General features: G+C 59.5%; 21 protein-coding genes. 10 read left to right on the forward strand and 11 right to left on the reverse strand.

Features of this window, described 5'->3' with window-relative positions:
• Nucleotides 1-26: 26 nt before the first annotated feature.
• Nucleotides 27-449 carry a nucleoside-diphosphate kinase gene (ndk, locus tag HGP17_RS01915; protein ID WP_168805436.1) on the forward strand — a complete coding sequence of 141 codons (423 nt, stop codon included), beginning with the start codon at nt 27-29 and terminating at the stop codon, nt 447-449.
• A 73-nt stretch (nt 450-522) separates the two neighbouring features.
• Here ndk and HGP17_RS01920 read toward each other — a convergent pair whose 3' ends face one another.
• Both HGP17_RS01920 and HGP17_RS01925 read right to left on the reverse strand, forming a co-directional pair.
• Nucleotides 523-1,044 carry a hypothetical protein gene (locus HGP17_RS01920; protein WP_168805438.1) on the reverse strand — a complete coding sequence of 174 codons (522 nt, stop codon included), beginning with the start codon at nt 1,042-1,044 and terminating at the stop codon, nt 523-525.
• Nucleotides 1,041-1,589, reverse strand: a complete 549-nt coding sequence (locus HGP17_RS01925) for a CGNR zinc finger domain-containing protein (protein ID WP_168805440.1) — start codon at nt 1,587-1,589, stop codon at nt 1,041-1,043. The genes HGP17_RS01920 and HGP17_RS01925 overlap by 4 nt, the downstream gene beginning before the upstream one ends.
• Before the next feature lie 65 nt (nt 1,590-1,654).
• Between HGP17_RS01925 and HGP17_RS01930 the strand changes: the two genes are divergently transcribed.
• A complete protein-coding gene (locus HGP17_RS01930; protein ID WP_168805442.1) occupies nt 1,655-2,551 on the forward strand; it encodes a branched-chain amino acid ABC transporter permease in 897 nt (298 codons plus the stop codon).
• 3 nt (nt 2,552-2,554) lie between these two features.
• Here HGP17_RS01930 and HGP17_RS01935 read toward each other — a convergent pair whose 3' ends face one another.
• The 5 genes from HGP17_RS01935 to HGP17_RS01955 all read right to left on the reverse strand — a co-directional run bounded on the left by HGP17_RS01935 (nt 2,555) and on the right by HGP17_RS01955 (nt 6,945).
• Nucleotides 2,555-3,022 (reverse strand): molybdenum cofactor biosynthesis protein MoaE, encoded by a 468-nt coding sequence (locus HGP17_RS01935; RefSeq protein WP_168805444.1) that lies wholly within the window; start codon nt 3,020-3,022, stop codon nt 2,555-2,557.
• 63 nt (nt 3,023-3,085) lie between these two features.
• The gene (gene moaD / locus HGP17_RS01940) at nt 3,086-3,340 is read right to left on the reverse strand and encodes a molybdopterin converting factor subunit 1 (RefSeq protein WP_168805446.1); all 255 of its coding nucleotides are present in this window, start codon (nt 3,338-3,340) and stop codon (nt 3,086-3,088) included.
• Nucleotides 3,340-3,927: a CDP-diacylglycerol--glycerol-3-phosphate 3-phosphatidyltransferase gene (gene pgsA / locus HGP17_RS01945; protein ID WP_168805448.1), complete on the reverse strand. Its 588-nt coding sequence runs from the start codon at nt 3,925-3,927 to the stop codon at nt 3,340-3,342. Before pgsA ends, moaD begins: the two co-directional genes overlap by 1 nt.
• 211 nt (nt 3,928-4,138) lie before the next feature.
• Nucleotides 4,139-6,181 (reverse strand): excinuclease ABC subunit UvrC, encoded by a 2,043-nt coding sequence (uvrC, locus tag HGP17_RS01950; RefSeq protein WP_168805450.1) that lies wholly within the window; start codon nt 6,179-6,181, stop codon nt 4,139-4,141.
• Nucleotides 6,178-6,945: an SDR family oxidoreductase gene (locus HGP17_RS01955; RefSeq protein ID WP_168805452.1), complete on the reverse strand. Its 768-nt coding sequence runs from the start codon at nt 6,943-6,945 to the stop codon at nt 6,178-6,180. Before HGP17_RS01955 ends, uvrC begins: the two co-directional genes overlap by 4 nt.
• Before the next feature lie 363 nt (nt 6,946-7,308).
• Here HGP17_RS01955 and HGP17_RS01960 point away from each other — a divergent pair, with 363 nt between their 5' ends.
• Nucleotides 7,309-7,941, forward strand: coding sequence for an outer membrane protein (locus HGP17_RS01960; RefSeq protein WP_168805454.1), 633 nt, complete (start codon nt 7,309-7,311; stop codon nt 7,939-7,941).
• A gap of 164 nt (nt 7,942-8,105) precedes the next feature.
• The gene (locus HGP17_RS01965; protein ID WP_168805456.1) at nt 8,106-9,137 is read left to right on the forward strand and encodes an RDD family protein; all 1,032 of its coding nucleotides are present in this window, start codon (nt 8,106-8,108) and stop codon (nt 9,135-9,137) included.
• Between the two features lie 43 nt (nt 9,138-9,180).
• Here HGP17_RS01965 and HGP17_RS01970 read toward each other — a convergent pair whose 3' ends face one another.
• Both HGP17_RS01970 and HGP17_RS01975 read right to left on the reverse strand, forming a co-directional pair.
• A complete protein-coding gene (locus HGP17_RS01970; RefSeq protein WP_168805458.1) occupies nt 9,181-9,774 on the reverse strand; it encodes a glutathione S-transferase in 594 nt (197 codons plus the stop codon).
• A 30-nt stretch (nt 9,775-9,804) separates the two neighbouring features.
• On the reverse strand, nt 9,805-10,656 hold the full coding sequence (locus HGP17_RS01975) for a 23S rRNA (adenine(2030)-N(6))-methyltransferase RlmJ (protein WP_168805460.1): 852 nt from the start codon (nt 10,654-10,656) through the stop codon (nt 9,805-9,807).
• Between the two features lie 81 nt (nt 10,657-10,737).
• Between HGP17_RS01975 and HGP17_RS01980 the strand changes: the two genes are divergently transcribed.
• The 3 genes from HGP17_RS01980 to HGP17_RS01990 all read left to right on the forward strand — a co-directional run bounded on the left by HGP17_RS01980 (nt 10,738) and on the right by HGP17_RS01990 (nt 14,761).
• Complete coding sequence (locus HGP17_RS01980; protein ID WP_205925775.1) at nt 10,738-12,861, forward strand: molybdopterin oxidoreductase family protein; 2,124 nt, start codon at nt 10,738-10,740, stop codon at nt 12,859-12,861.
• Nucleotides 12,858-13,451: an NUDIX domain-containing protein gene (locus HGP17_RS01985; protein ID WP_168805465.1), complete on the forward strand. Its 594-nt coding sequence runs from the start codon at nt 12,858-12,860 to the stop codon at nt 13,449-13,451. The genes HGP17_RS01980 and HGP17_RS01985 overlap by 4 nt, the downstream gene beginning before the upstream one ends.
• A 140-nt stretch (nt 13,452-13,591) precedes the next feature.
• The gene (locus HGP17_RS01990; RefSeq protein WP_168805467.1) at nt 13,592-14,761 is read left to right on the forward strand and encodes an alpha-D-ribose 1-methylphosphonate 5-triphosphate diphosphatase; all 1,170 of its coding nucleotides are present in this window, start codon (nt 13,592-13,594) and stop codon (nt 14,759-14,761) included.
• 3 nt (nt 14,762-14,764) lie between these two features.
• Here HGP17_RS01990 and purN read toward each other — a convergent pair whose 3' ends face one another.
• Nucleotides 14,765-15,436: a phosphoribosylglycinamide formyltransferase gene (purN, locus tag HGP17_RS01995; protein WP_168805469.1), complete on the reverse strand. Its 672-nt coding sequence runs from the start codon at nt 15,434-15,436 to the stop codon at nt 14,765-14,767.
• Nucleotides 15,433-16,506, reverse strand: coding sequence for a phosphoribosylformylglycinamidine cyclo-ligase (gene purM, locus HGP17_RS02000; RefSeq protein WP_168805471.1), 1,074 nt, complete (start codon nt 16,504-16,506; stop codon nt 15,433-15,435). Before purM ends, purN begins: the two co-directional genes overlap by 4 nt.
• A 222-nt stretch (nt 16,507-16,728) precedes the next feature.
• On the opposite strand from purM, the gene HGP17_RS02005 reads away from it, so the two are divergent.
• From HGP17_RS02005 to HGP17_RS02015, 3 genes are all read left to right on the forward strand, one after another.
• Nucleotides 16,729-17,862, forward strand: a complete 1,134-nt coding sequence (locus HGP17_RS02005) for an AI-2E family transporter (RefSeq protein ID WP_168805473.1) — start codon at nt 16,729-16,731, stop codon at nt 17,860-17,862.
• Entirely contained in the window at nt 17,859-18,572 is a 714-nt protein-coding gene (hdaA, locus tag HGP17_RS02010; RefSeq protein ID WP_168805475.1) for a DnaA regulatory inactivator HdaA, read from the forward strand. The genes HGP17_RS02005 and hdaA overlap by 4 nt, the downstream gene beginning before the upstream one ends.
• Nucleotides 18,573-18,647: 75 nt before the next feature.
• Nucleotides 18,648-20,849, forward strand: coding sequence for an RNA degradosome polyphosphate kinase (locus tag HGP17_RS02015; protein ID WP_168805477.1), 2,202 nt, complete (start codon nt 18,648-18,650; stop codon nt 20,847-20,849).
• Nucleotide 20,850 lies beyond the last annotated feature (1 nt).

A 20,850-nucleotide genomic window follows, 5' to 3' on the forward strand; every position in this document is an offset into this window, starting at 1 on the left:
TTTCTCTGATTACAAGGAACGGACCCATGGCGATTGAACGTACTTTCTCGATGATCAAGCCGGATGCGACGAAGCGCAACCTGACCGGCGCCATCACCAAGGTTTTTGAAGACAACGGCCTGCGCGTCATCGCCTCCAAGCGCGTCTGGATGAGCAAGCGCGAAGCCGAAGGCTTCTACGCTGTTCACAAGGAACGTCCGTTCTTTGGCGAACTCGTTGAAGGCATGACCTCCGGCCCGACCATCGTTCAGGTCCTGGAAGGCGAAAACGCCATCCTGAAGAACCGCGAAATCATGGGCGCGACCAACCCGGCAAACGCTGACGAAGGCACGATCCGCAAGTCCTTCGCTCTGTCGATCGGTGAAAACTCGGTTCACGGTTCGGACGCTCCGGAAACCGCTGCTATCGAAATCGCTTACTGGTTTGCAGAAACCGAAATCGTCGGCTGAATCGGCCTCTCAGCGGAAGCGCTGAACGATTTGAAATGACTCAGGAAGCCGGGATCTCGCATCCCGGCTTTTTTCATGTGGGGCAGGCGGTGTCATGCCCGTAATCGGCGCTGCCGTCGGTTTTGAAGACATCCGGATTGGCCGTGTAGGCGGGACCGACGACGAGGGGTTTCGTCGGTAGCACCGTTTGATCGAGGTCGGATTTCACCTGGGTCTTCAGCGTCTGGATCGTCTTGTTGCTGGCATCCACCAGCTTGATCGACACGGAATAGGGTCGGTCCTTGCGCACGCAACGCAGGTCCGGGCTTTCCAACGTGATCTTGTCCCAGAATGAATAGATCTTCTCGTTGACGATAAGGGGATCGCCGCCGGCCGGATTTTCAAATTCGGCAACGGCAGTCGTGCCATCCGGGATCGGCGCGATTTTCTTCAGCGTGATCATATAGCTTGCGCTTGCCACCCGATAATTGAAGACGAAAAGGCGACCGCTGAGCTGGGTTGGGCCTTCATCGTCTTTCCTTTGGCAACCGCTGAGCGCAAGCGCGGCGATGATTCCGGCACCCATCGTGATCAGCACCCTTCTTCGCAGCGTCATGACACGGCCCCCTCCTTCTTGCGCCGGTAGTGCCGGCTTGCCTTGGCGCGGTTGCCGCACACCGCCATGTCGCACCAGGCGCGGCTCTTGTTCTTGCTGCGGTCGATGAAGAGCCAGCCGCAGTTCCCGCATATTTTCATCCGCTCCGGATCGGGCATGGCGATGAGGCGCAAGGTGGAATGAACAGTCGCAGCATCGAGCCCATCGGCCGAAGCCTGCTTCAAGACCTTTGCCAGCGCGGCCAGAAGATCCGAAAGCAGCACGTTTGCATCCCCACCGAGAACGCGCGCTCGAAAATAGCGATCGATGGTTTCGCGCAGGGATATAAAGTCCGTCCTGTTGTCCCGCTGCACCGGCAGAATGTCGCCGAAGAGCGCTCGTTCAGCACAGAAATTGACGGCTGCTTGAGGGAAGCTGTCCATCTGTCCCGCTGCGTCGAACCTGTCGATGCGCCGCTCGTCGTCATGGCGCAGGATCACGCTATTGGCGACATCGAGCGCAAGCGCGCCACCGGAAAAGCGATGTGGAGTCCAGGAAAAGGTCATGTCGAAATTATAACTGGTAAAATTGATTTTGCCAGTTACTATTTGCGTATTCCTCGGAGGGGTGAATGGCCTATCTTCTGCAGCAACTGGCAAACGCAGTTCCTTTGGCCGCACTCTATGCCACGCTGGCCTTTGGCTATTCCATTGCGTTCGGGGTCATGAAACGAGCCGACATTACCTATGGCGCGCTGTTCGCCTTCGCCGGCCAGATGCTCGTGCTGTTTACCGATGTCGGCTATACGCGAATGTATCTGATCCTGCCGGCGGCCTTCACCTTCGGCGCAGTGATCGCCACGGGCTATACGCTTGGAACCAGCCTGCTTGTCGGCCGGGCGGTCATGTTGCCTTTGTCGCGTAAATCGCCGAACACCATCATTGTTGCAGCGCTCGGCATGATGATCATTCTGATGGAAACGGCGCGGCTGGCCTCCAATACCCGCGGCATCTGGCTGCCGCCTTTCCTGAATGAGGCCATCGTCTTCTGGGATAGCGGCGGTTTCCGCGTGACGCTGACCGACATACAATTGCTCAACACCGGCCTGATGATCCTTGTCATCCTTGCGGGTGCCTATGTCCTGAAACGGACTGCCTGGGGGCGCATCTGGCGGGCGGTAACGGAAGACGCATTGGCCGCGGAGCTTTGTGGAGCCAACGCCAATCGTGTTTTCATATTGGCCTACGTCGCCTCCACTCTCGTGGCCACCATCTGCGGACTGCTCGCAACCTCGTATTACGGAACGATGGATTTCGGGGCAGGGTTAATGTTCGGGCTGAAAGTGCTGATGATCGCGGCGGTCGGCGGCTACTCCGATCCGTTGAAGTCAGCCGGAGGCGCAGCATTGCTCGGGCTTTCGGAGACCATGTGGGGTGCCTACGGACCATTCCTTTGGCGTGAATTCGTCATCTTCTCGATGCTGGTGCTGCTTTTGGTGCTGAGCCGCCGCGAAAGGATTGTGCCTTAAGTCTCATGTATCGCCGGCCCATTTATCGCGGGCCGCATCGTCGGCGTCCTTGGCGGAAACCCAGCCACCTTCGCTGCCATCCGTGCCATGTTGCTTTTTCCAGAAGGGCGCCGAGGTTTTCAGGAAATCCATGACGAAGTTGGCGCCATCGAAGGCGGCCTGTCGGTGCGGTGCGGCAGCGATGACGAGGACGATATTCTCGCCAGGCTTGATTTTACCGTAGCGATGAAGGGCCGTCAGAGCGAGAAGTCCGAAGCGGTCGATGGCAAGCGTCGCGATCCGCGTGATCTCCGCCTCCGCCATGCCGGGATAATGTTCGAGCTCAAGCGCGCCGAGCGTTCCGCCTTCGTCGCGGCAGAGGCCGGAGAACGTCACCACGGCGCCGATGTCTTGCCGCCCGTTCGTCAGCCGGTCAATCTCCGTCTGGAGATCGAAATCTTCTGGCTGGACTTTGACGAATGGTGAGGTCATCGCAATTTCCTTGAAGAGCTGGCGCCACGCCATTCTTGCCTGGCCGCCGCCCGAGCGCCGCCGTTACCCGCCGGTCATGGGCGGAAAAAGCCCGATCTCCCGTGCGCCGGCAATCGGCTCGTCGTGATCGGCATGTTCCATGTTGATGGCCACGCGGATCGCCTCGGGAAACTGAAGTGCCGCCTCGTATTCCTCTCCCAAGCCTTTCAAATGACTCAGAAGGTCGCCAACAGTGATGACATCGGCGGGCAGGGGGATATCTTCTTCTGCCTTGCCGATCCGCTCACGCACCCAGGCGAAATAGACGAGCTTCGTCATCAATCCTCATCCACGATATGCTTCAGCCCAGCCCGGAAGTAGTCGTAGCCGGTGTATATGGTCAGCAGCGCGGAAATCCAGAGCAGGCCGATGCCGATCTCCGTCGTATAGGGTAGCACCTTGTCGCCCGCCGGCCCAGCCAGCAGGAAGGCGATAGCCACGAGCTGTGCGGTCGTCTTCCATTTGGCGATGCGCGTCACGGGAACGCTGACCTTCAGCGCCGCCAGATATTCGCGCAGGCCCGACACCAGGATTTCACGGCAAAGAATGATGATGGCGGCCCAGAGAGACCAGCCGGCAATCGTGCCGTCGGCCGCGACGAGCAGCAGGATCGCGGAGACCAGCAGCTTGTCGGCGATCGGATCGAGCATCCGGCCGATATTCGATGTCTGGTTCCAGATACGCGCGAGATAGCCGTCGAGAAAGTCTGTCAGCGAAGCGATGACGAAGATCCAGAGCGCAACCCAGCGCGCGAAATCGGACCCTTCCAGCTTGCCCTCGACGAAGAAGCACAGAACGATCAGGGGGACGCAGAGAATGCGCCCGTAGGTGAGCAGATTGGGAATGCTGTAAGCGCGCGAAGCCATGGAAATCGTTTCGTTTTGGTTGTTTCGGCGGAGTGTGATCCGGCTCGATTTCGGGCCTTATCGCATTCCGGGCATGTGAGTGTCTTGATCGTGTCCAAAAACCGCTGCGCACTTTTTGGGATCAAATCCTAGATGATGGTTTGACTAGCTTATCGTCAACATTGTTTCTGTTTTTTCACCGCTATTGCGTGGAATTTGCGACGAGCTTTTCTTATTTCGCGGCGTCTTCGTGGAAATGATTGTAGACCTGCCGCGCCACGGTCTCCGATATGCCTTCGACAGCCATCAGATCCGAAAGTGCGGCGCGGGATACGGCCTTGGCGGTGCCGAAATGCTGCAGCAGCGCCCGCTTGCGCGAGGGGCCGATGCCGCCGATCTCGTCCAGCGGGTTTTTCACCATCTCCTTCTTGCGCCGGGCGCGGTGTGAGCCGATGGCGAAACGGTGGGCTTCGTCACGCATGCGCTGGATGAAATAAAGCACCGGATCGCGCGGCGGCAGCGTGAAGCTTTCGCGCGAGGGGGCGAAAAAGCGCTCGCGTCCGGCATCGCGGTCGACACCTTTGGCGACGCCGATGGCGATAACGCTGTCGGTGATGTCAAGCTCATCGAGAATGGCGCGCACGGCCGTCATCTGCCCCTGGCCACCATCGATCAGGATGATGTCGGGCCACGCAGGGAAGGGCTGATCAGCGGCATCGGCACCGGATGCTTCCAGGGCTGCGCTCCGATCCGGCTTTCCCTCTTCCTTGAGCAGGCGGGAGAAACGCCGCGTCATTACCTCACGCATCATCCCGAAGTCGTCGCCGGGGGTGATGTCGGTCGATTTGATATTGAACTTGCGATACTGGCCTTTGACGAAGCCTTCCGGCCCGGCCACGACCATGCCGCCGACAGCATTGGTGCCCATGATGTGAGAGTTGTCGTAGATCTCGATGCGCTGAGGCACGTAAGGAAGCTGGAACGTTTCCTTGAAGCCCTCGAGCAAACGCGATTGCGAGGCCGTCTCGGCAAGCTTGCGGCCATGAGCCTCGCGGGCATTGGCGACGACGTGGTCGACCAGATCGCGCTTCTCGCCGCGCTGAGGGACCAGGATTGCGACCTTGTGGCCAGCCTTTTCGCCAAGGGCTGCCGCCAGAAGTTCGATTTCCTCGACCGTCTCGGACAGCAGAATCTGCCGAGGCACGGGCTTGTCGTCGTAAAATTGCGCGAGGAATGCATTCAGGACTTCGGCGCCGGAGAGCGATGGGTCCGCCTTCGGAAAATAGGCTCGATTGCCCCAGTTCTGGCCGGTGCGGAAGAAGAACACCTGGATGCAGGAGATGCCGCCTTCATGATGGATGGCGAAGATATCGGCCTCCTCGACCCCCGCCGGATTGATGCCCTGATGGCTCTGCACATGCGACAGAGCGGCGAGGCGGTCGCGAAATACCGCGGCGCGCTCGAAATCGAGATCCTCGGCGGCTGCGTTCATTTCCTCGGCCATGTGAGCCTTGACGTTCTGGCTCTTGCCGGAAAGAAAGTCTTTTGCCTCCTGCACCAGGTCTGCATAGCCTGCATCGCTGATCTCATGCGTGCAGGGCCCGGAACAGCGCTTGATCTGGTAGAGCAGACAGGGACGGGTGCGCGTCTCGAAGACACTGTCGGTACAGGTGCGGATGAGGAAGGCGCGCTGCAGCGAATTGATGGTGCGGCCGACGGCGCCGGCCGACGCGAAGGGGCCGAAATAGTCTCCCTTGCGGGCGCGGGCGCCACGATGCTTGAAGATTGCCGGTGCGCGCTGGTCGCCGGTGATCAATATATAAGGAAAGGATTTGTCGTCTCGCAGCAACACATTGAAGCGCGGCCGCAAGCGCTTGATCAGATTCGCTTCCAGCAGCAGCGCTTCCGTCTCGGTGCGGGTGGTCACGAACTCCATATTGGCGGTTTCGCGCACCATGCGGGCGATCCGGTTGGAGTGCACGCGGCCCATTGCATAGTTGGCGACACGCTTCTTCAAGCTCCGCGCCTTGCCGACATAAAGCACGTCGCCGGCCTCGTTGAACATGCGATAGACGCCGGGGCTGTTCGGCAGCCGCTTGACGAATTCGGCAATCAGTTCGGCGCCGCGAAGCCCGGTCTCGTTCTTGCCGCCTTCGTTCCAGTCGACGGTCGAAACGGGGGAGGCGGCGGCATCGCCCTCTACCTCGATGTCGTCTTCGATATCATCTGATTCGTCATAGAGAACGCCACCATCAGGCAGCTTTCGTCCGTTCATTCCGCACTCTCCGCCACGTCAGGCGTTTCCCAGGCAAGATGCTGGCCGCCATCGAGCGCTATCATTTGGCCCGTGATCGAGGGCGTGTCAAAAAGAAAGCGGATGGTCTGTCCGAATTCTTCGAGCCTCGGCCCTGCCTTTAATATGAGGCCGTCGATTTGCGCCTGAAAGTCCTCTTCGCTTTGCCGCACGCTGCGCACGCTCGGGCCGGGGCCGATCGCGTTGACGCGGATTCTCGGTGCAAAGCTCTGCGCCATCGTCTGCGTTGCCGCCCAAAGAGCCGCCTTCGATAGCGTATAGGAATAGAAGCGCGGATTGAGCGCCCAGACCCGCTGGTCGACCATATTCACGATAAGACCGGGATGAGGCTCTGGAAGCTGCCGCACGAAGTCGGCAGCCAGGATGGACGGTGCGCGCACATGCACTGCGAAATGCGCCTCGAAGGCGGCGGCATCGAAACGATCGGCGGAATCGCCGAGGAACGCCGAAGCGTTATTGACCAAAAGATCGAGGGGGCCGAGGGCTTCAACCGCCTTTTTGACAAGGGTTGACGTCTCCGCCAAATTTTGCAGATCGGCCTTGATCGCAATGGCCTTGCGGCCCGATTGCTGCAATTTCGCCACAATTTCCGATGCCTCGGCAAAGGAGCTGTTGGCATGGACGGCCACCGCAAAGCCGTTAGCCGACAAATCCTCGACAATTGCCCGGCCTATTCTTTTCGAGGCACCCGTAATCAATGCCGTGCGTAGTTTTTCCTGGCTCAAGAGATGGCCTTTTGCTCTTCGTTTTCAAATCGACCTTCATATAGGACGTCGATACACCATATGGAAAGGTGCGAGGCCAAATGGCGAACTTGGCGTTTCTTATGTAAAACTTGTGTTTTATTTAGATAAAAATAAGTATACACGCTTTAACCATTGGTTATGGTTAACAATTCGTCTGTTGCGATGAAGCAACATCGAAATTCAGCCACCTCTGTGCCACAATGATATCATATTTTGGCTCTTCCAATTCCTCATTTGCACTCCAATTTCATCATCGATCCGGGAGGGATTTGTTTTAATTGCTCGTGACGCTTCGAAGTCAAAGATAGTAGACGAAGCACACGGGACTGAAAGGAGAAAAGTATGCGTACTCTCGTAACGACCCTCATGGTCTCCGCTCTCGCTCTTGGCGGCTACACCGCAGCTCACGCTGCTGACGCTGTCGAGCAGATCCCGCAGCCGCCTGTCGCTCAGGATGCACCTCCGGCCGTCAATAACTGGTCCGGCTTCTACATCGGTGGCGCTGGCGACTGGAACGCCGGTCACTTCAACCGTAACGGCGACGCTTATGCATTCGGCGGCCAGGCTTTCACCGGCTACAACTGGCAGCAGGGCCAGATCGTATACGGCGTTGAAGCTGACCTCGGCTACTCCGGCGCTGACAGCACCCGCAACGGCCTGACTGCCAAGAACGGCGTCAACGGCTCGGTTCGCGGCCGCCTCGGCTACGACTTCAACCCGTTCATGCTGTACGGCACGGCCGGTCTGGCTCTCGGCCAGAACAAGCTCTCCGACGACACGTCGTCCGACAGCAAGACCGCAGTTGGCTACACGGTTGGTGCAGGTGCTGAAACCATGCTCACCAACAACATCACGGCTCGTCTCGAGTACCGTTACACCGACTACGGCAAGAAGAACTTCAACCTTGACTCGGGCAACTTCTCGCGTGGCTACGACGAGCAGAGCGTCAAGGTCGGTATCGGCGTCAAGTTCTAATCACTTGATCGCTTGGAATGAAGAAAAGGCCGGGGTGAAAACCCCGGCTTTTTCTGTTTTGACGCGTTTCACCCGTCCGGTATCGTTAAGCCGTTTCAACTTCACCGTTTGATTTTTTTTGCCGAACGCCGCATAGATTGTTGCGATAGCGGCGGGGCGCGCAGATGGCTAAGTGGAACTACTCAGTCGGAGATGGTTATCAGGGGCCGGTCGAGAAAAATGAGATAAGCGCACGCCCTTGGCCACGTTTCTTGGCGAGATATATCGACACTTCCATTATGCTCTGGCTGCTTTTAAGCATGCTGTCGCTTGTAAGCTCGCTTTACGCACCCGCTTTGTACATAAAAATTATGAACACGGGCAATTCCGTCTGGACGTTCTGTCTTCTGCCAATCGTGGCTTTGGTCCTTGCATTGGTAATGGCATTGACGGGGAGGACCATAGGTAAAGCAATATTGGGGATACGTGTGCCGATCCAGAACGGCCAAGGCCGGCTGGGGTTTTTCCTCCTCCGAGAACTGAAGGTCTGGCTTGTGGGCCTCGGGCTTGGTATCCCGGTCTTTTCGCTGGTTACCCAAATCTACCAGTGTCGCCGGGTAGCGGCCGGAAAACCGGCAAGTTATGATCAGGGCGGAATTGTCGTCCTCGGGAGTTCATCTAAACTCCGTGTTTGGGGAGGCTTGCTTGTCGCTTTGAGTGTCACGGCTTTCCTAATGTACCTGCAAGCTCAGTATGTATTGGCTAATTACAATATCTACGCGACCCAACCTTGGATCAATCCGGTCAGCAATCGCACCGCTCGCATGGCCAGGATGTGGCAAGCAGAAGAATTACAGGCAAACAGTGGTCGCATGTTCTACTTTGCGGCGAACGCGCAACTCGCGGCGGCGCTCTTCGGTTATGAGCAGTTGGGCGTGGATGGGATCGACAATCTTACCTACGCCAAAGCTTTTGGGAACGCGATAACCTCGGATGTTACTATGACGTCTGATTGGACACGGGTCATCGTCTACGGATATCCCAGTCTTCGAGCCACGGGCAAGAGTCTCAGAGACGATGATGTCAGTGTGGAAATGACCGTTTTGGTCATCGGAAGACATGCTTGGAAAGCGCTCGTTTTTGCGCGGGGACGGCCAATCGCGGACCTACCAGGTAGGAGCGAATTTGTTGAAGCCGCATTCACGACGGTTAATTGAAGTAACTCATTGAAGCGAACTATTATCCCGCAATACCAATGGGTTAAGCCCGCGGCTTCATCGCTTGATAGTCCGGAAAATGCTTTTCGAATTTGCGTGCCCAGTCGGTGAGGCCGGTATAATCCGCTTCCCATTGCCCTTCGAAGCGCAGCTGTAGATAGCCGATGAGGGCCGCGAGCGCGAAATGTCCTGCGTGCAGCTTCTTGCCGATCTTCGGCGGCTCGGCATCGAGATGGACAAGGGCGCGGCTTGCTTTGGTCCATTGCCGATCGATCCACGGCTGATGCTGCTTTTCCGGTTCGCGAAGGCGCCGTTCGTAGACGATCGACAGCAGGCATTCGTTGGTGCCGTCGCACAAAGCCTCCAGCACTTCGACTTCGGCTCGTTTGCTCTTCTTCGATGGGTAGAGCCCGCCATCCCGGCGGTCGAAATAGTGCATGATGGCGCGGCTGTCGAAAATCGCCTCGCCGTCGCCGGTCAACAAGGTTGGGATCTTGCCGAGCGGATTGTTGTCGATGAGAAGTGACGGCCCCGCATTCGTATCCACATGGATTTCCTCCAGCTTGATGCCGAAATGGCGCGCCGCCATGCGCACCTTGCTGGAAAAGGGAGAGGCGGGCGAGCAGAGCAGTCTCATGAGATCACCTGTGGGTATGCGGAGAGGAATTCAATGTTCGCCGCGCAGCCAGAAGGCCCGCTGCGAAGCGAAGCGGTCTTGTGCCAGCATATCTTTCAGGGCAGGCAACAGCGCATGCAATTCGTCCTTCAGCGTGAAGGGCGGGTTGACGATGATGAGGCCGGTGCCGGTCAAGCCGGTGAAGCCGCGATCGCTTCTGATCGTCAGTTCGGCGCAGAGCATCTTCGGCACGTCCAAAGCCTGCAATGCCTCGTGGAACTGCTTGATCGGCGCATCCTTCTTGATCGGATACCAAATGCAATAGGTGCCGCCAGGGAACCGGCGCCAGGCCTTGGCCAGGCCGTCGACCAGGCGCTCGTATTCGCCTTCCTCCTCGAAAGGGGGGTCGACGAGTACAATGCCGCGCTTTTCTTTCGGCGGCAGATGCGCGCCAAGTGCCAGCCAGCCGTCCAGCTCGGTAATGCGGGCGTGGTGATCGCCTTCGAACAGCCGGTGCAGGCGCTGGAAATCGTCCGGGTGCAGCTCCATGGCCGAAAGCCGGTCTTGCGGGCGAAACAGCATCCGGGCGAGCTTCGGAGAGCCGGGATAGTGCCGCAAGCCCCCATCCGGATTGAGCTCGCGGATGGCCGTGAGATAGGGTTCCAGCAGATCGGCCACCTGCGGCACGAGGTCGGCCTCCAGCACCTTGCCGATGCCGTCCCGCCATTCGCCGGTCTTCTGTGCTTCTTCGGAAGACAGATCATAGAGCCCGATGCCGGCATGGGTGTCGAGAACGCGAAACGCCTTGTCCTTGTTCTGCATGTAGCGAACGAGGCGCGCGAAAACCGCGTGTTTCAAGACATCGGCAAAATTGCCCGCGTGGTAGATATGCCGATAGTTCATTGTCGGTGAAGTCCGCATGAATTGTTGAGATGGGCCGGATTGTCTCTAGTGGCCGATCCTTGCTTGAAATATACAAACCTCATGAACATTGCGACCCCCATCAAAGCCAAATCGCGCATCGGCCACACGGCGTGTCCACATGACTGTCCCTCCACCTGCGCGCTAGAGGTCGATCTGACGGATGATGGCCGGATCGGTCGGGTGCGCGGCGCAGGCGACAATTCCTATACGTCCGGTGTCATCTGCGCGAAGGTCGCCCGCTATGCCGAACGGCTCTATCACCCCGATCGGCTGATGAAGCCGCTGCGTCGCGCCGGCGCCAAGGGCGAGGGGCGCTGGCAGGAGCTTTCCTGGGATGCTGCGCTGGATGAGATCGCTGAAGCCTTCGTGAAGGCCGAAGCCAAGGACGGCAGCGAGGCCATCTGGCCCTATTTCTATGCCGGCACGATGGGCTGGGTGCAGCGCGATTCCATCGAGCGCCTGCGCCATGCCAAGCGTTATTCCGGTTTCTTCTCGTCGATCTGCACCAATCCGGCCTGGACGGGCTACACGATGGCGACGGGCGTGCTGCGCGGTCCGGATCCGCACGAGATGGGCCGCACGGATTGCGTCGTCATCTGGGGCACCAATGCCGTTGCCACCCAGGTCAACGTCATGACCCACGCCATCAAGTCCCGCAAGGAGCGCGGCGCCAAGATCGTCGTCGTGGATATCTACGACAATCCGACCATGAAGCAGGCCGACATGGCGCTGATCGTCAAGCCGGGCACGGATGCGGCTCTCGCCTGCGCCGTCATGCACATTGCCTTCCGTGACGGCTATGCCGACCGCGCCTACATGGCAAAATATGCCGACGATCCCTCGGGCCTCGAAGCGCATCTGAGGTCGAAGACGCCGGTATGGGCCGCTGACATTACCGGCCTTTCGGTCGACGAGATCGAAGCCTTCGCCAAGCTCGTGGGGACGACGAAGAAGACCTATTTCCGCCTCGGCTACGGTTTCACCCGCCAGCGCAACGGCGCGATCGCCATGCATGCGGCCGCGTCGATCGCGACTGTCCTCGGCTCCTGGCAATATGAAGGCGGCGGCGCCTTTCATTCGAACAGCGATATCTTCCGCATGGATGCGAGCGAACTCACCGGTCGCGCCATGAAGGATCTCGATGTCCGCATGATCGACCAGTCGCAGATCGGCCGGGCCTTGACCGGCGATGCCGTGGCGCTGCGCCATCGCGGCCCGGTGACTGCGATGTTGATCCAGAATACCAATCCGATGAACATCGCGCCGGAACAAAGGCTGGTGAAGCGCGGCTTTGCGCGATCCGATCTTTTCGTGGCGGTACACGAGCAGTTCATGACCGATACGGCCGAAATAGCGGATATCGTCATCCCCGCCACGATGTTCGTCGAGCATGACGACATCTATCGTGCCGGCGGCCATAACCACATCCTTCTCGGCCCGAAGCTGGTCGAGCCGCCGCCGACGGTGCGCAGCAATCTGTTCGTGATCGAGGAACTGGCCAAGCGCCTCGGCGTGGCGGATCGCCCCGGCTTCGGTTTTTCCGCCCGCGAAATGGTCGACCGGGTGCTGTCGAAGAGTGGCCTGCCGGACTACGATTATTTCCTCGAGCATAAATGGTTCGATCGCCAACCGGCCTTTGAGGATGCCCATTTTCTCAATGGCTTCGGCCATGCAGACGGCAGGTTTCGTTTCCGCCCTGATTGGGCCAACCAACCCGCGCCGAACAAGCCGCCCGCATCAGTCGGGCTGCTCGGGCCGCATGTCGAGCTGCCGGAGTTTCCCGATCAGGTCGACGTGATCGAGGTGACCGATCCGGAACATCCCTTCCGGCTTGCGACTTCGCCATCCCGCAACTTCCTGAATTCGAGCTTTGCTGAGACAAAGACGTCACGGCAGAAGGAGGGGCGTCCCGAAGTGATGATCAGTCCGGCCGATGCGGAAGCGCTCGAGATTGTTCATGGCGACCTGGTCTACCTCGGTAATACGAGAGGCGACATTCGCATTCATGCGCGCGTGACGACGGAAGTGAAACCCGGCGTGCTGATTGCGGAGGGACTCTGGCCGAACAAGGCCCATGTGGACGGCGAGGGCATCAATGTGCTCACCGGCGCCGATCCGGTCGCGCCCTATGGCGGCGCGGCTGTTCATGACAACAAGGTATGGCTTCGCAAGGATGTGGCATGATTGAATATGGAAAGGCGAAAGCCGAAATCGCCAACGAAAAGACGCTTTCGGATCAATGGACGCGTCTCACGAGTTTCGAGATCGACTACACGGATTCTCGGGGCGAAAAACATCGGTTGAAGCGCGAGATCTATCATCGCACTCCCGCCGCCTGCATCCTGCTTTATGATCCCAAGCGTGAAACCGTGGTGCTTGTCCGCCAGTTTCGCCTGCCAGCGCAACTCGTCGGCGAGCCGGCGTGGATGATCGAGGTGCCTGCCGGTCTGCTTGACGGCGAGGAGCCGGAAGCTGCGATCCGCCGCGAGGCTATGGAAGAGACAGGCTTCCGCATCCGAGACGTTCGTTTTCTCTTCAAGGCGATGACGTCCCCAGGGTCGGTGACCGAAATCATCCATTGTTTTGCCGCCTTGATCGATACCTCCGACCGTGTCGCCGACGGTGGCGGCCTTGCCGAGGAGCACGAGGATATCGAGGTCATGGAAGTTCGCCTGTCGGACGCCATGGCCATGATCGAACGTGGCGAGATCTATGACGCAAAGACGATCATGCTCATGCAATGGGCCGTTTTGAACGCTGCCTCCTGGAAATAGTCTGCTGGAAGAGGTGCGGGTGTGAAACTCCGCACCCGTTCATCACAATGTCACGAATCGAGCTTACCGGCGTGAGGCCCGGAAACATTCGAATGTTTCCGGGCCTCTGTAATCATGGACGCTGTTTCAGGAGAAAGCCGATGTGGCTCAGCAATTTTACGCTCGTTCTTCCCAATGAGGTCGTCGACACCGGCGCGGTGCGCATCGAGGATGGCGTTATTGCCGAAATCCGCGCGGAGCCGGTGGAGCAGCCGACCTTCGACGGTGGCGGCCGTTTGCTGATGCCCGGTTTCGTCGATCTTCATGGCGACATGATAGAGCGCGAAGTCTCGCCGCGACCGAACGCGATGATGCCGATCGATTTCGGCATTCACGAGCTCGACAAGAAGCTTGCGGCAGCCGGCGTCACCACCGCGTTTGCCGCACTCTCGTTTGCGACCGAAAGCGTCTACGGTCACGTCCGCTCGCTGGAAACCACCTCCGCCGTCATCCGCGGTATCGGCAGCTTGCGTGAAGGACTTTTGGTCGATCACCGCGTCCATGCGCGCTACGAAATCACCAATCTCGGTGCGGCAGCGACGTTGGAGCGGCTGCTGGAAGAGGGGGCGGTCGACATGGTTTCGCTCACCGACCATACGCCCGGGCAGGGGCAATACAACGATATCGAAAGCTACGTTCGCAGCATGTCAGAGCGCCGCTCCATCTCGCGCGAGGCAGCCGAAGAAGTCGTGGCAAAGCGTATTGCTCAGCGCCAGGATCAGGATATCGAGCGCAAGCTGCATGACGTGGTCAAACTCGCGCTCAAGCACAAGCTTTCGCTGGCGTCACATGACGATGATAGCGCCGAGAAGGTCGCCGCCATGCATGATCTCGGCGTGACGATCAGCGAGTTTCCGGTGACGGGACCGGCTGCGGAAGAAGCCTGCCGTCGCGGTCTTTGGACCCTGATGGGCGCGCCGAACGCGCTGCGCGGCCAGTCCATGTCCGGCAATCTCAGCGCGCTGGATGCGGCTCGCGCCGGCTTGCTCGGCATTATCGCAGCCGATTATCACCCGGCTGCCTTCGTGCCGGCGATCTTCAAGATTGCCGATGTCACGACCGGCGGCCTGCCGGCAGCAGTTGCCATGGCAAGCTCGAATGCCGCGCGCTCGGCCGGCCTCATGGATCGGGGTGAAATCGCTGTCGGCCAGCGTGCCGATCTGGTGGCGGTCGAGCCAGGTTCGGTGCATCGCATCCGCGCAACATTCCGCGGTGGCCGTATCGTCTATAGCGACGGCACATTGCACCCGTTGATGGCGATGGCTGCCTGACGTTTAGTTGGTGTCGCCGAGCAGTGATATGATCTGCCGCTCACGCGCGGCAGATGCTCCGGCGAGGCTCACGGCCTTTCCGTTTTCCATCCTGACCTTGTCTTCCGCCAGCAGCCGCAGCGATTGCGGATAGATCTGATGCTCGACCGTGAGGACACGGGCGGCAAGGCTGTCAGCGGTATCGTCAGTCAAGACAGGCACGGCGGCCTGGCCGACAACCGGGCCTTCATCCATGCCTTCGGTAACGAAATGCACGGTGCAGCCGGCGACGCGCATCCCGGCGTCGATGGCGCGCTGATGCGTGCGCAAGCCGGGGAAGAGCGGCAGCAGCGACGGATGGATATTGATGATCCGCCCTTCGTACGCCTGGATAAATCGGCCGGAAAGCAGCCGCATATAGCCGGCAAGGCAGATGATGTCGGGAGAGAGGGCTTCCAGCTGCGAAAGGATCGCCTCCTCATGCGCTTCCTTGCTGGCAAATTCCTTGCGCACGAAAGCGAAAGTTGCAATGCCCTCGGCGGCAGCCTTTGCCAGCCCGCCGGCGTCCGCCTTGTCGGAGATGACGCCGACGATCTCGGCCGGATAGTCCGCTGCCTTCGTGGCATTCACAAGAGCCAGCATGTTGGAGCCGCCGCCCGAGATGAAGACGACGACGCGTTTGCGCGGCATGATCATAGAGCGAGCGTGCCCTTGTAAACGGTGCCGTGAGCGCCGTCTTCGCGAGCGATCATGCGGCCGAGCGTAACGACGGCTTCGCCTTCGGCCTCGAGCGCAGCTTTCACCGCCTCGACGTTTTCTTGGGCGACGACGACGATCATGCCGATGCCGCAATTGAAGGTGCGCAGCATTTCCTTGGCCTCGACGCCGCCGACCTTGGCAAGCCAAGAGAAGACGGGCGGCACCTTGACGGCGGCCAGATCGATTTCGGCGGCAAGATGCTTCGGCAGCACGCGCGGAATGTTCTCCGGGAACCCGCCGCCGGTGATGTGGGCAAGTGCCTTCAGGGCGTGCGTTTCGCGAATGGCCTTGAGCAGCGGCTTCACATAGATGCGCGTCGGCGTCAGCAATGCTTCGCCGAGCGCCTTGCCTTCGGCGAAGGGAGCCGGCGCATCCCAGCCGAGGCCGGAAAGCTCGACGATCTTTCGCACCAGCGAGAAACCGTTGGAGTGAACGCCTGAGGAGGCAAGACCGAGAATGACATCGCCCTCGGCAATGTCGCCAGACGGCAGCAACTGGCCACGCTCGGCGGCGCCGACGGCAAAGCCTGCCAGATCGTAATCGCCGTGGGAGTACATGCCCGGCATCTCCGCCGTCTCGCCGCCGATCAGCGCACAGCCCGCATCACGGCAGCCGGCAGCGATGCCGCCGACGATCGCCGCACCCTGGTCGGGGTCGAGCTTGCCGGTAGCGAAGTAATCGAGGAAGAACAGCGGCTCCGCGCCCTGGACGACCAGATCGTTGACGCACATGGCGACGAGGTCGATACCGACGGTGTCATGATAGTTGGCATCGATCGCGATCTTGAGCTTCGTTCCAACGCCATCGTTGGCAGCAACGAGAACCGGATCGGTGAAGCCCGCGGCCTTGAGGTCGAAGAGGCCGCCGAAACCGCCGATTTCGCCATCCGCACCAGGACGGCGCGTCGAACGGACGGCAGGCTTGATCTTTTCGACCAGCAGGTTGCCGGCATCGATATCGACGCCTGCGTCGCTATAGGTCAGACCGTTTTTTCCAGACTGGCTCATGCTTCTGCCTCCGATGGCCGCCCGTCCGTCGCGACCGGGCTTTGATCGGGTCGCCATTGCATGATAGGGGCGTTTATGCAAGGCGCAAGCGCCGCCAACCCCGCGATTTTCCCCGTTTCACAACGCCCGACGCCGATTTCCGCTCTCAGGCTTGACCATAATTGCGGCATCATCCTATGTCCTAAGCACACGGTAAACGAGTTGAAAACAACGAGGAAGACGATGGAGCAAAAGGTCAGCGGGGCGAACCTCAAGCGACAAGTCATCTTCTGGGTGCTCCTGCTCGTGTTTTTCGTCGCCTTTGTTTATATCTTCAGCACGATCCTCCTGCCGTTCATCGCCGGCATGGCGGTGGCCTATTTCCTTGATCCGATCGCCGACCGGCTGGAACGGATCGGCCTCAGCCGCCTGATGGCGACGGTCGTGATCCTCGTGGCCTTCGTGCTGATCTTTGCACTTGCCCTGACGATCTTCATTCCGATCGTCATCAACCAGTTCAACGACTTCATCCAGCATATTCCGACCTACGTGCAGCAGATCCAGCAGCTGATCGCCAAGGCGCAGACGATGGTGCTGCCGGACTGGATCCGCAATCAGCTCGGCGCGATCAAGGATAATTTCTCCAGCATCATGTCGGAAGGCCTGAGCTTCGTCGGCGGACTGTTCGCGCAGCTCTGGAGCTCCGGCAAGGCGCTGGTCAACATTCTCTCGCTGATGGTCGTCACCCCGGTCGTCGCCTTCTACATGCTGCTCGACTGGGACCGGATGGTCGCCAAGGTGGACGACTGGATTCCGCGCGATCATGTCGCCACCGTGCGCCAGCTCGCTCGCGAGATAGACAAGGCGATCGCTGGCTTCATCCGTGGGCAGGGTTCGCTCTGCGTCATTCTCGGTGTCTATTATGGTGTCGGCCTCTCTCTCGTCGGCTTGAACTTCGGCCTGCTGATCGGCCTTTTTGCCGGCATGATCAGCTTCATACCCTATGTCGGTTCGATGGTCGGGCTGGTATTGGCCGTCGGCGTTGCGCTCGTTCAGTTCTGGCCCGATTATCTCTGGGTCGGGCTGACGCTCGCCGTCTTCTTCACCGGCCAGTTCCTCGAAGGCAATGTGCTGCAGCCGAAGCTCGTCGGTGAAAGTGTCGGCCTTCATCCGGTCTGGCTGATGTTTGCACTCTTCGCCTTCGGCGCGCTCTTCGGCTTCGTCGGGTTGCTGATCGCAGTTCCGGCGGCTGCTGCCTGCGGTGTTCTTGTCCGCTTTGCGCTTTCGCGGTACCTTCAAAGTGAACTCTATCATGGACGCTCGGAAGCAGGCAGGGCTCGCAGAGCCAAGACCGGCAAGCCCGAGAATAACACATGACCGAAGCAAAGAACGCTGATCTCAGGCGCAAGGCCGCCGAACAGCTGGCCTTGGCCTTTACGCACGATTCCGCCAACGGACGCGACGATCTGCTCGTAGCCGATCCCCTGAGCGCGGCCGTAAAGATCGTCGATTCCTGGCCGCACTGGCCGTCGCCGGTGGTGATCCTTGCCGGTCCCGTGGGGTCCGGCAAATCGCATCTCGCCAGCATCTGGAGTGAGCGCTGTGGTGCCGCTCCGATCCATCCGATCGCCGGCTCCAACGCCGCGGTTACGGCCGCGAGTGGCGCGGTGATCTTCGAAGACGTCGATCGTCTCGGCTTCGACGATACGGAACTTTTCCATGTGATCAACAGCGTACGGGAAAACGGCACCAGTCTTCTGATGACGAGCCGGCTCTGGCCGATGTCATGGCCGGTGACGCTGCCTGACCTGCGCTCGCGCCTGAAGGCCGCGACGGTGGTCGAGATCGGCGAGCCGGACGAGGAACTGCTGTCGCAGGTCATCGTCAAGCTCTTCGCTGACCGGCAGCTTTATATCGATGACAAACTCGTCCTCTATATTGTCAATCGCATGGAGCGCTCGCTGAACGCGGCGCAATTGATCGTCGACAGGCTTGATCGTCTGGCACTGGGACGCGGAACACGGATCACGCGCCAGTTGGCCGCTGAAGTCTTGAATGAACTGGGCAATTCCGGTCAGGCGGATTGACCTGACATCGACTGTCACAGTTCCGTCGTCAAACTGATATACGTGGCACAAGATCAGAAAGAGGGTAGGTTGAACATGGACTCGGCACTCACGGAACAGCAGGATCCCAACCAGCAGGCTCCGGAGGCCGCACAGCCCGTCAGCGAATTGCTGACCAGCCCAGAACGCTTCATCAATCGCGAATTTTCCTGGCTGCAGTTCAATCGCCGTGTTCTTGAAGAGACGTTGAACACCGCGCATCCGCTATTGGAGCGCGTTCGCTTCCTGTCCATTTCCGCCGCCAACCTCGATGAATTCTTCATGGTGCGCGTCGCCGGCCTCGAAGGTCAGGTCCGCCAGAAGATCCTGGTGCGCACGCCCGACGGCAAAACGCCTGCCGAGCAGCTCGACGACATCCTGCGCGAGATCGACAATCTGCAGATGGAGCAGCAGGCCTCGCTTGCCGTCCTGCAGCAGTATCTCGCCAAGGAAGATATTCTAATCGTCCGCCCCGCGGCTCTTTCCGACATGGATCGGCAATGGCTGCATACCGAGTTCGAACAGGCGATCTTCCCGGTTCTGACGCCGCTCTCCATCGACCCGGCGCATCCGTTCCCGTTCATTCCGAACCTTGGCTTCTCGATTGCGCTGCAGCTGAAGAGCATGAACGGCCGCGAGCCGATGACGGCGCTGTTGCGCCTGCCGCCGGCGCTGGACCGCTTCGTCCGTCTTCCGGATGCCAGCAACGTCATCCGTTACATCACGCTGGAAGATGTGGTGAACATCTTCATTCACCGGCTTTACCCCGGCTACGAGGTTCAGGGCTCCGGTACGTTCCGCATCATCCGCGACAGCGATATCGAAGTCGAGGAAGAGGCCGAAGATCTGGTGCGCTTCTTCGAAACCGCACTGAAGCGCCGCCGCCGCGGCTCGGTGATCCGCATCGAGACGGATTCCGAAATGCCGCTCGAGCTTCGCCAGTTCGTGGTGGAATCGCTGAACGTGCCGGAAAACCGCATCGCGGTTCTGCCCGGCCTGCTGGCGCTCAACACGCTCTCCGAAATCTGCAAGGCTCCGCGCGACGATCTTCGCTTCGAGCCCTACAATGCGCGATTTCCTGAGCGCGTCCGCGAACACGCCGGCGATTGTTTCGCCGCGATCCGCGAAAAGGACATGGTCGTCCACCACCCCTACGAATCCTTCGACGTCGTCGTTCAGTTCCTTCTCCAGGCTGCTAGGGATCCTGACGTTCTGGCGATAAAGCAGACGCTTTACCGCACCTCCAACGACAGCCCGATCGTTCGCGCGCTGATCGACGCCGCCGACATGGGCAAGTCCGTGACCGCGCTTGTGGAGCTCAAGGCTCGCTTCGACGAAGAGGCGAATATTCGCTGGGCGCGTGACCTTGAGCGCGCAGGCGTGCAGGTCGTCTTCGGCTTCATCGAACTCAAGACCCACGCGAAGATGTCCATGGTCGTGCGCCGCGAGGACGGCAAGCTGCGAACCTATTGCCATCTCGGCACCGGCAACTATCACCCGGTCACCGCAAAGATCTACACCGACCTGTCCTACTTCACCTGTGATCCGACGATCGCCCACGACATGGCGAATATCTTCAACTTCATCACGGGTTACGGCGAGCCGGAGCACGACATGAAGATCGCCGTTTCGCCATACACCCTTCGCCCGCGCATCCTCGAACATATCGAGGGTGAGATCGCGCATGCCAAGGAAGGCCGTCCGGCCGCGATCTGGATGAAGATGAATTCGCTTGTGGATCCCGACATCATCGATGCGCTCTACAGAGCCAGCAATGCCGGCGTCGAGATCGATCTCGTCGTGCGCGGCATCTGCTGCCTGCGTCCGCAGGTCGCCGGCCTCTCGGAAAACATCCGCGTCAAATCGATTATCGGTCGCTTCCTAGAACACAGCCGCATCTTCTGCTTCGGCAATGGCCAGGGCCTGCCGTCTGACAAGGCGCTGGTCTATATCGGCTCCGCCGACATGATGCCGCGCAACCTCGACCGCCGTGTCGAAACGCTCGTGCCGCTGACGAACAAGACCGTGCATGAACAGGTGCTTTCACAGATCATGCTGGGCAATATCATTGACAATCAGCAAAGCTACGAGATATTGCCGGACGGAACTTCCCGGCGCATGGAAGTGCGCAAAGGGGAAGAGCCATTCAATGCGCAGCAGTATTTCATGACGAATCCGAGCCTTTCCGGCCGTGGTGAAGCCTTGAAATCCAGTGCGCCGAAACTGATCGCTGGGCTGTTGTCGGGCCGCAACAAATAAA

This window comes from Rhizobium sp. P38BS-XIX, assembly GCF_012641435.1.
Classification (GTDB): Bacteria; Pseudomonadota; Alphaproteobacteria; order Rhizobiales; family Rhizobiaceae; genus Rhizobium.

Coding starts and splice junctions, on each gene's coding strand:
- HGP17_RS01985 (WP_168805465.1), top strand. CDS start 12,858: ATGATTGAATATGGAAAGGCGAAAGCCGAAATCGCCAACGAAAAGACG.
- HGP17_RS01990 (WP_168805467.1), top strand. CDS start 13,592: ATGTGGCTCAGCAATTTTACGCTCGTTCTTCCCAATGAGGTCGTCGAC.
- HGP17_RS02005 (WP_168805473.1), top strand. CDS start 16,729: ATGGAGCAAAAGGTCAGCGGGGCGAACCTCAAGCGACAAGTCATCTTC.
- purN (WP_168805469.1), bottom strand. CDS start 15,436: ATGATCATGCCGCGCAAACGCGTCGTCGTCTTCATCTCGGGCGGCGGC.
- HGP17_RS01980 (WP_205925775.1), top strand. CDS start 10,738: ATGAACATTGCGACCCCCATCAAAGCCAAATCGCGCATCGGCCACACG.
- hdaA (WP_168805475.1), top strand. CDS start 17,859: ATGACCGAAGCAAAGAACGCTGATCTCAGGCGCAAGGCCGCCGAACAG.
- HGP17_RS01960 (WP_168805454.1), top strand. CDS start 7,309: ATGCGTACTCTCGTAACGACCCTCATGGTCTCCGCTCTCGCTCTTGGC.
- HGP17_RS01935 (WP_168805444.1), bottom strand. CDS start 3,022: ATGACCTCACCATTCGTCAAAGTCCAGCCAGAAGATTTCGATCTCCAG.
- moaD (WP_168805446.1), bottom strand. CDS start 3,340: ATGACGAAGCTCGTCTATTTCGCCTGGGTGCGTGAGCGGATCGGCAAG.
- pgsA (WP_168805448.1), bottom strand. CDS start 3,927: ATGGCTTCGCGCGCTTACAGCATTCCCAATCTGCTCACCTACGGGCGC.
- HGP17_RS01975 (WP_168805460.1), bottom strand. CDS start 10,656: ATGAACTATCGGCATATCTACCACGCGGGCAATTTTGCCGATGTCTTG.
- HGP17_RS01965 (WP_168805456.1), top strand. CDS start 8,106: ATGGCTAAGTGGAACTACTCAGTCGGAGATGGTTATCAGGGGCCGGTC.
- uvrC (WP_168805450.1), bottom strand. CDS start 6,181: ATGAACGGACGAAAGCTGCCTGATGGTGGCGTTCTCTATGACGAATCA.
- HGP17_RS02015 (WP_168805477.1), top strand. CDS start 18,648: ATGGACTCGGCACTCACGGAACAGCAGGATCCCAACCAGCAGGCTCCG.
- HGP17_RS01970 (WP_168805458.1), bottom strand. CDS start 9,774: ATGAGACTGCTCTGCTCGCCCGCCTCTCCCTTTTCCAGCAAGGTGCGC.
- HGP17_RS01925 (WP_168805440.1), bottom strand. CDS start 1,589: ATGACCTTTTCCTGGACTCCACATCGCTTTTCCGGTGGCGCGCTTGCG.
- ndk (WP_168805436.1), top strand. CDS start 27: ATGGCGATTGAACGTACTTTCTCGATGATCAAGCCGGATGCGACGAAG.
- purM (WP_168805471.1), bottom strand. CDS start 16,506: ATGAGCCAGTCTGGAAAAAACGGTCTGACCTATAGCGACGCAGGCGTC.
- HGP17_RS01930 (WP_168805442.1), top strand. CDS start 1,655: ATGGCCTATCTTCTGCAGCAACTGGCAAACGCAGTTCCTTTGGCCGCA.
- HGP17_RS01920 (WP_168805438.1), bottom strand. CDS start 1,044: ATGACGCTGCGAAGAAGGGTGCTGATCACGATGGGTGCCGGAATCATC.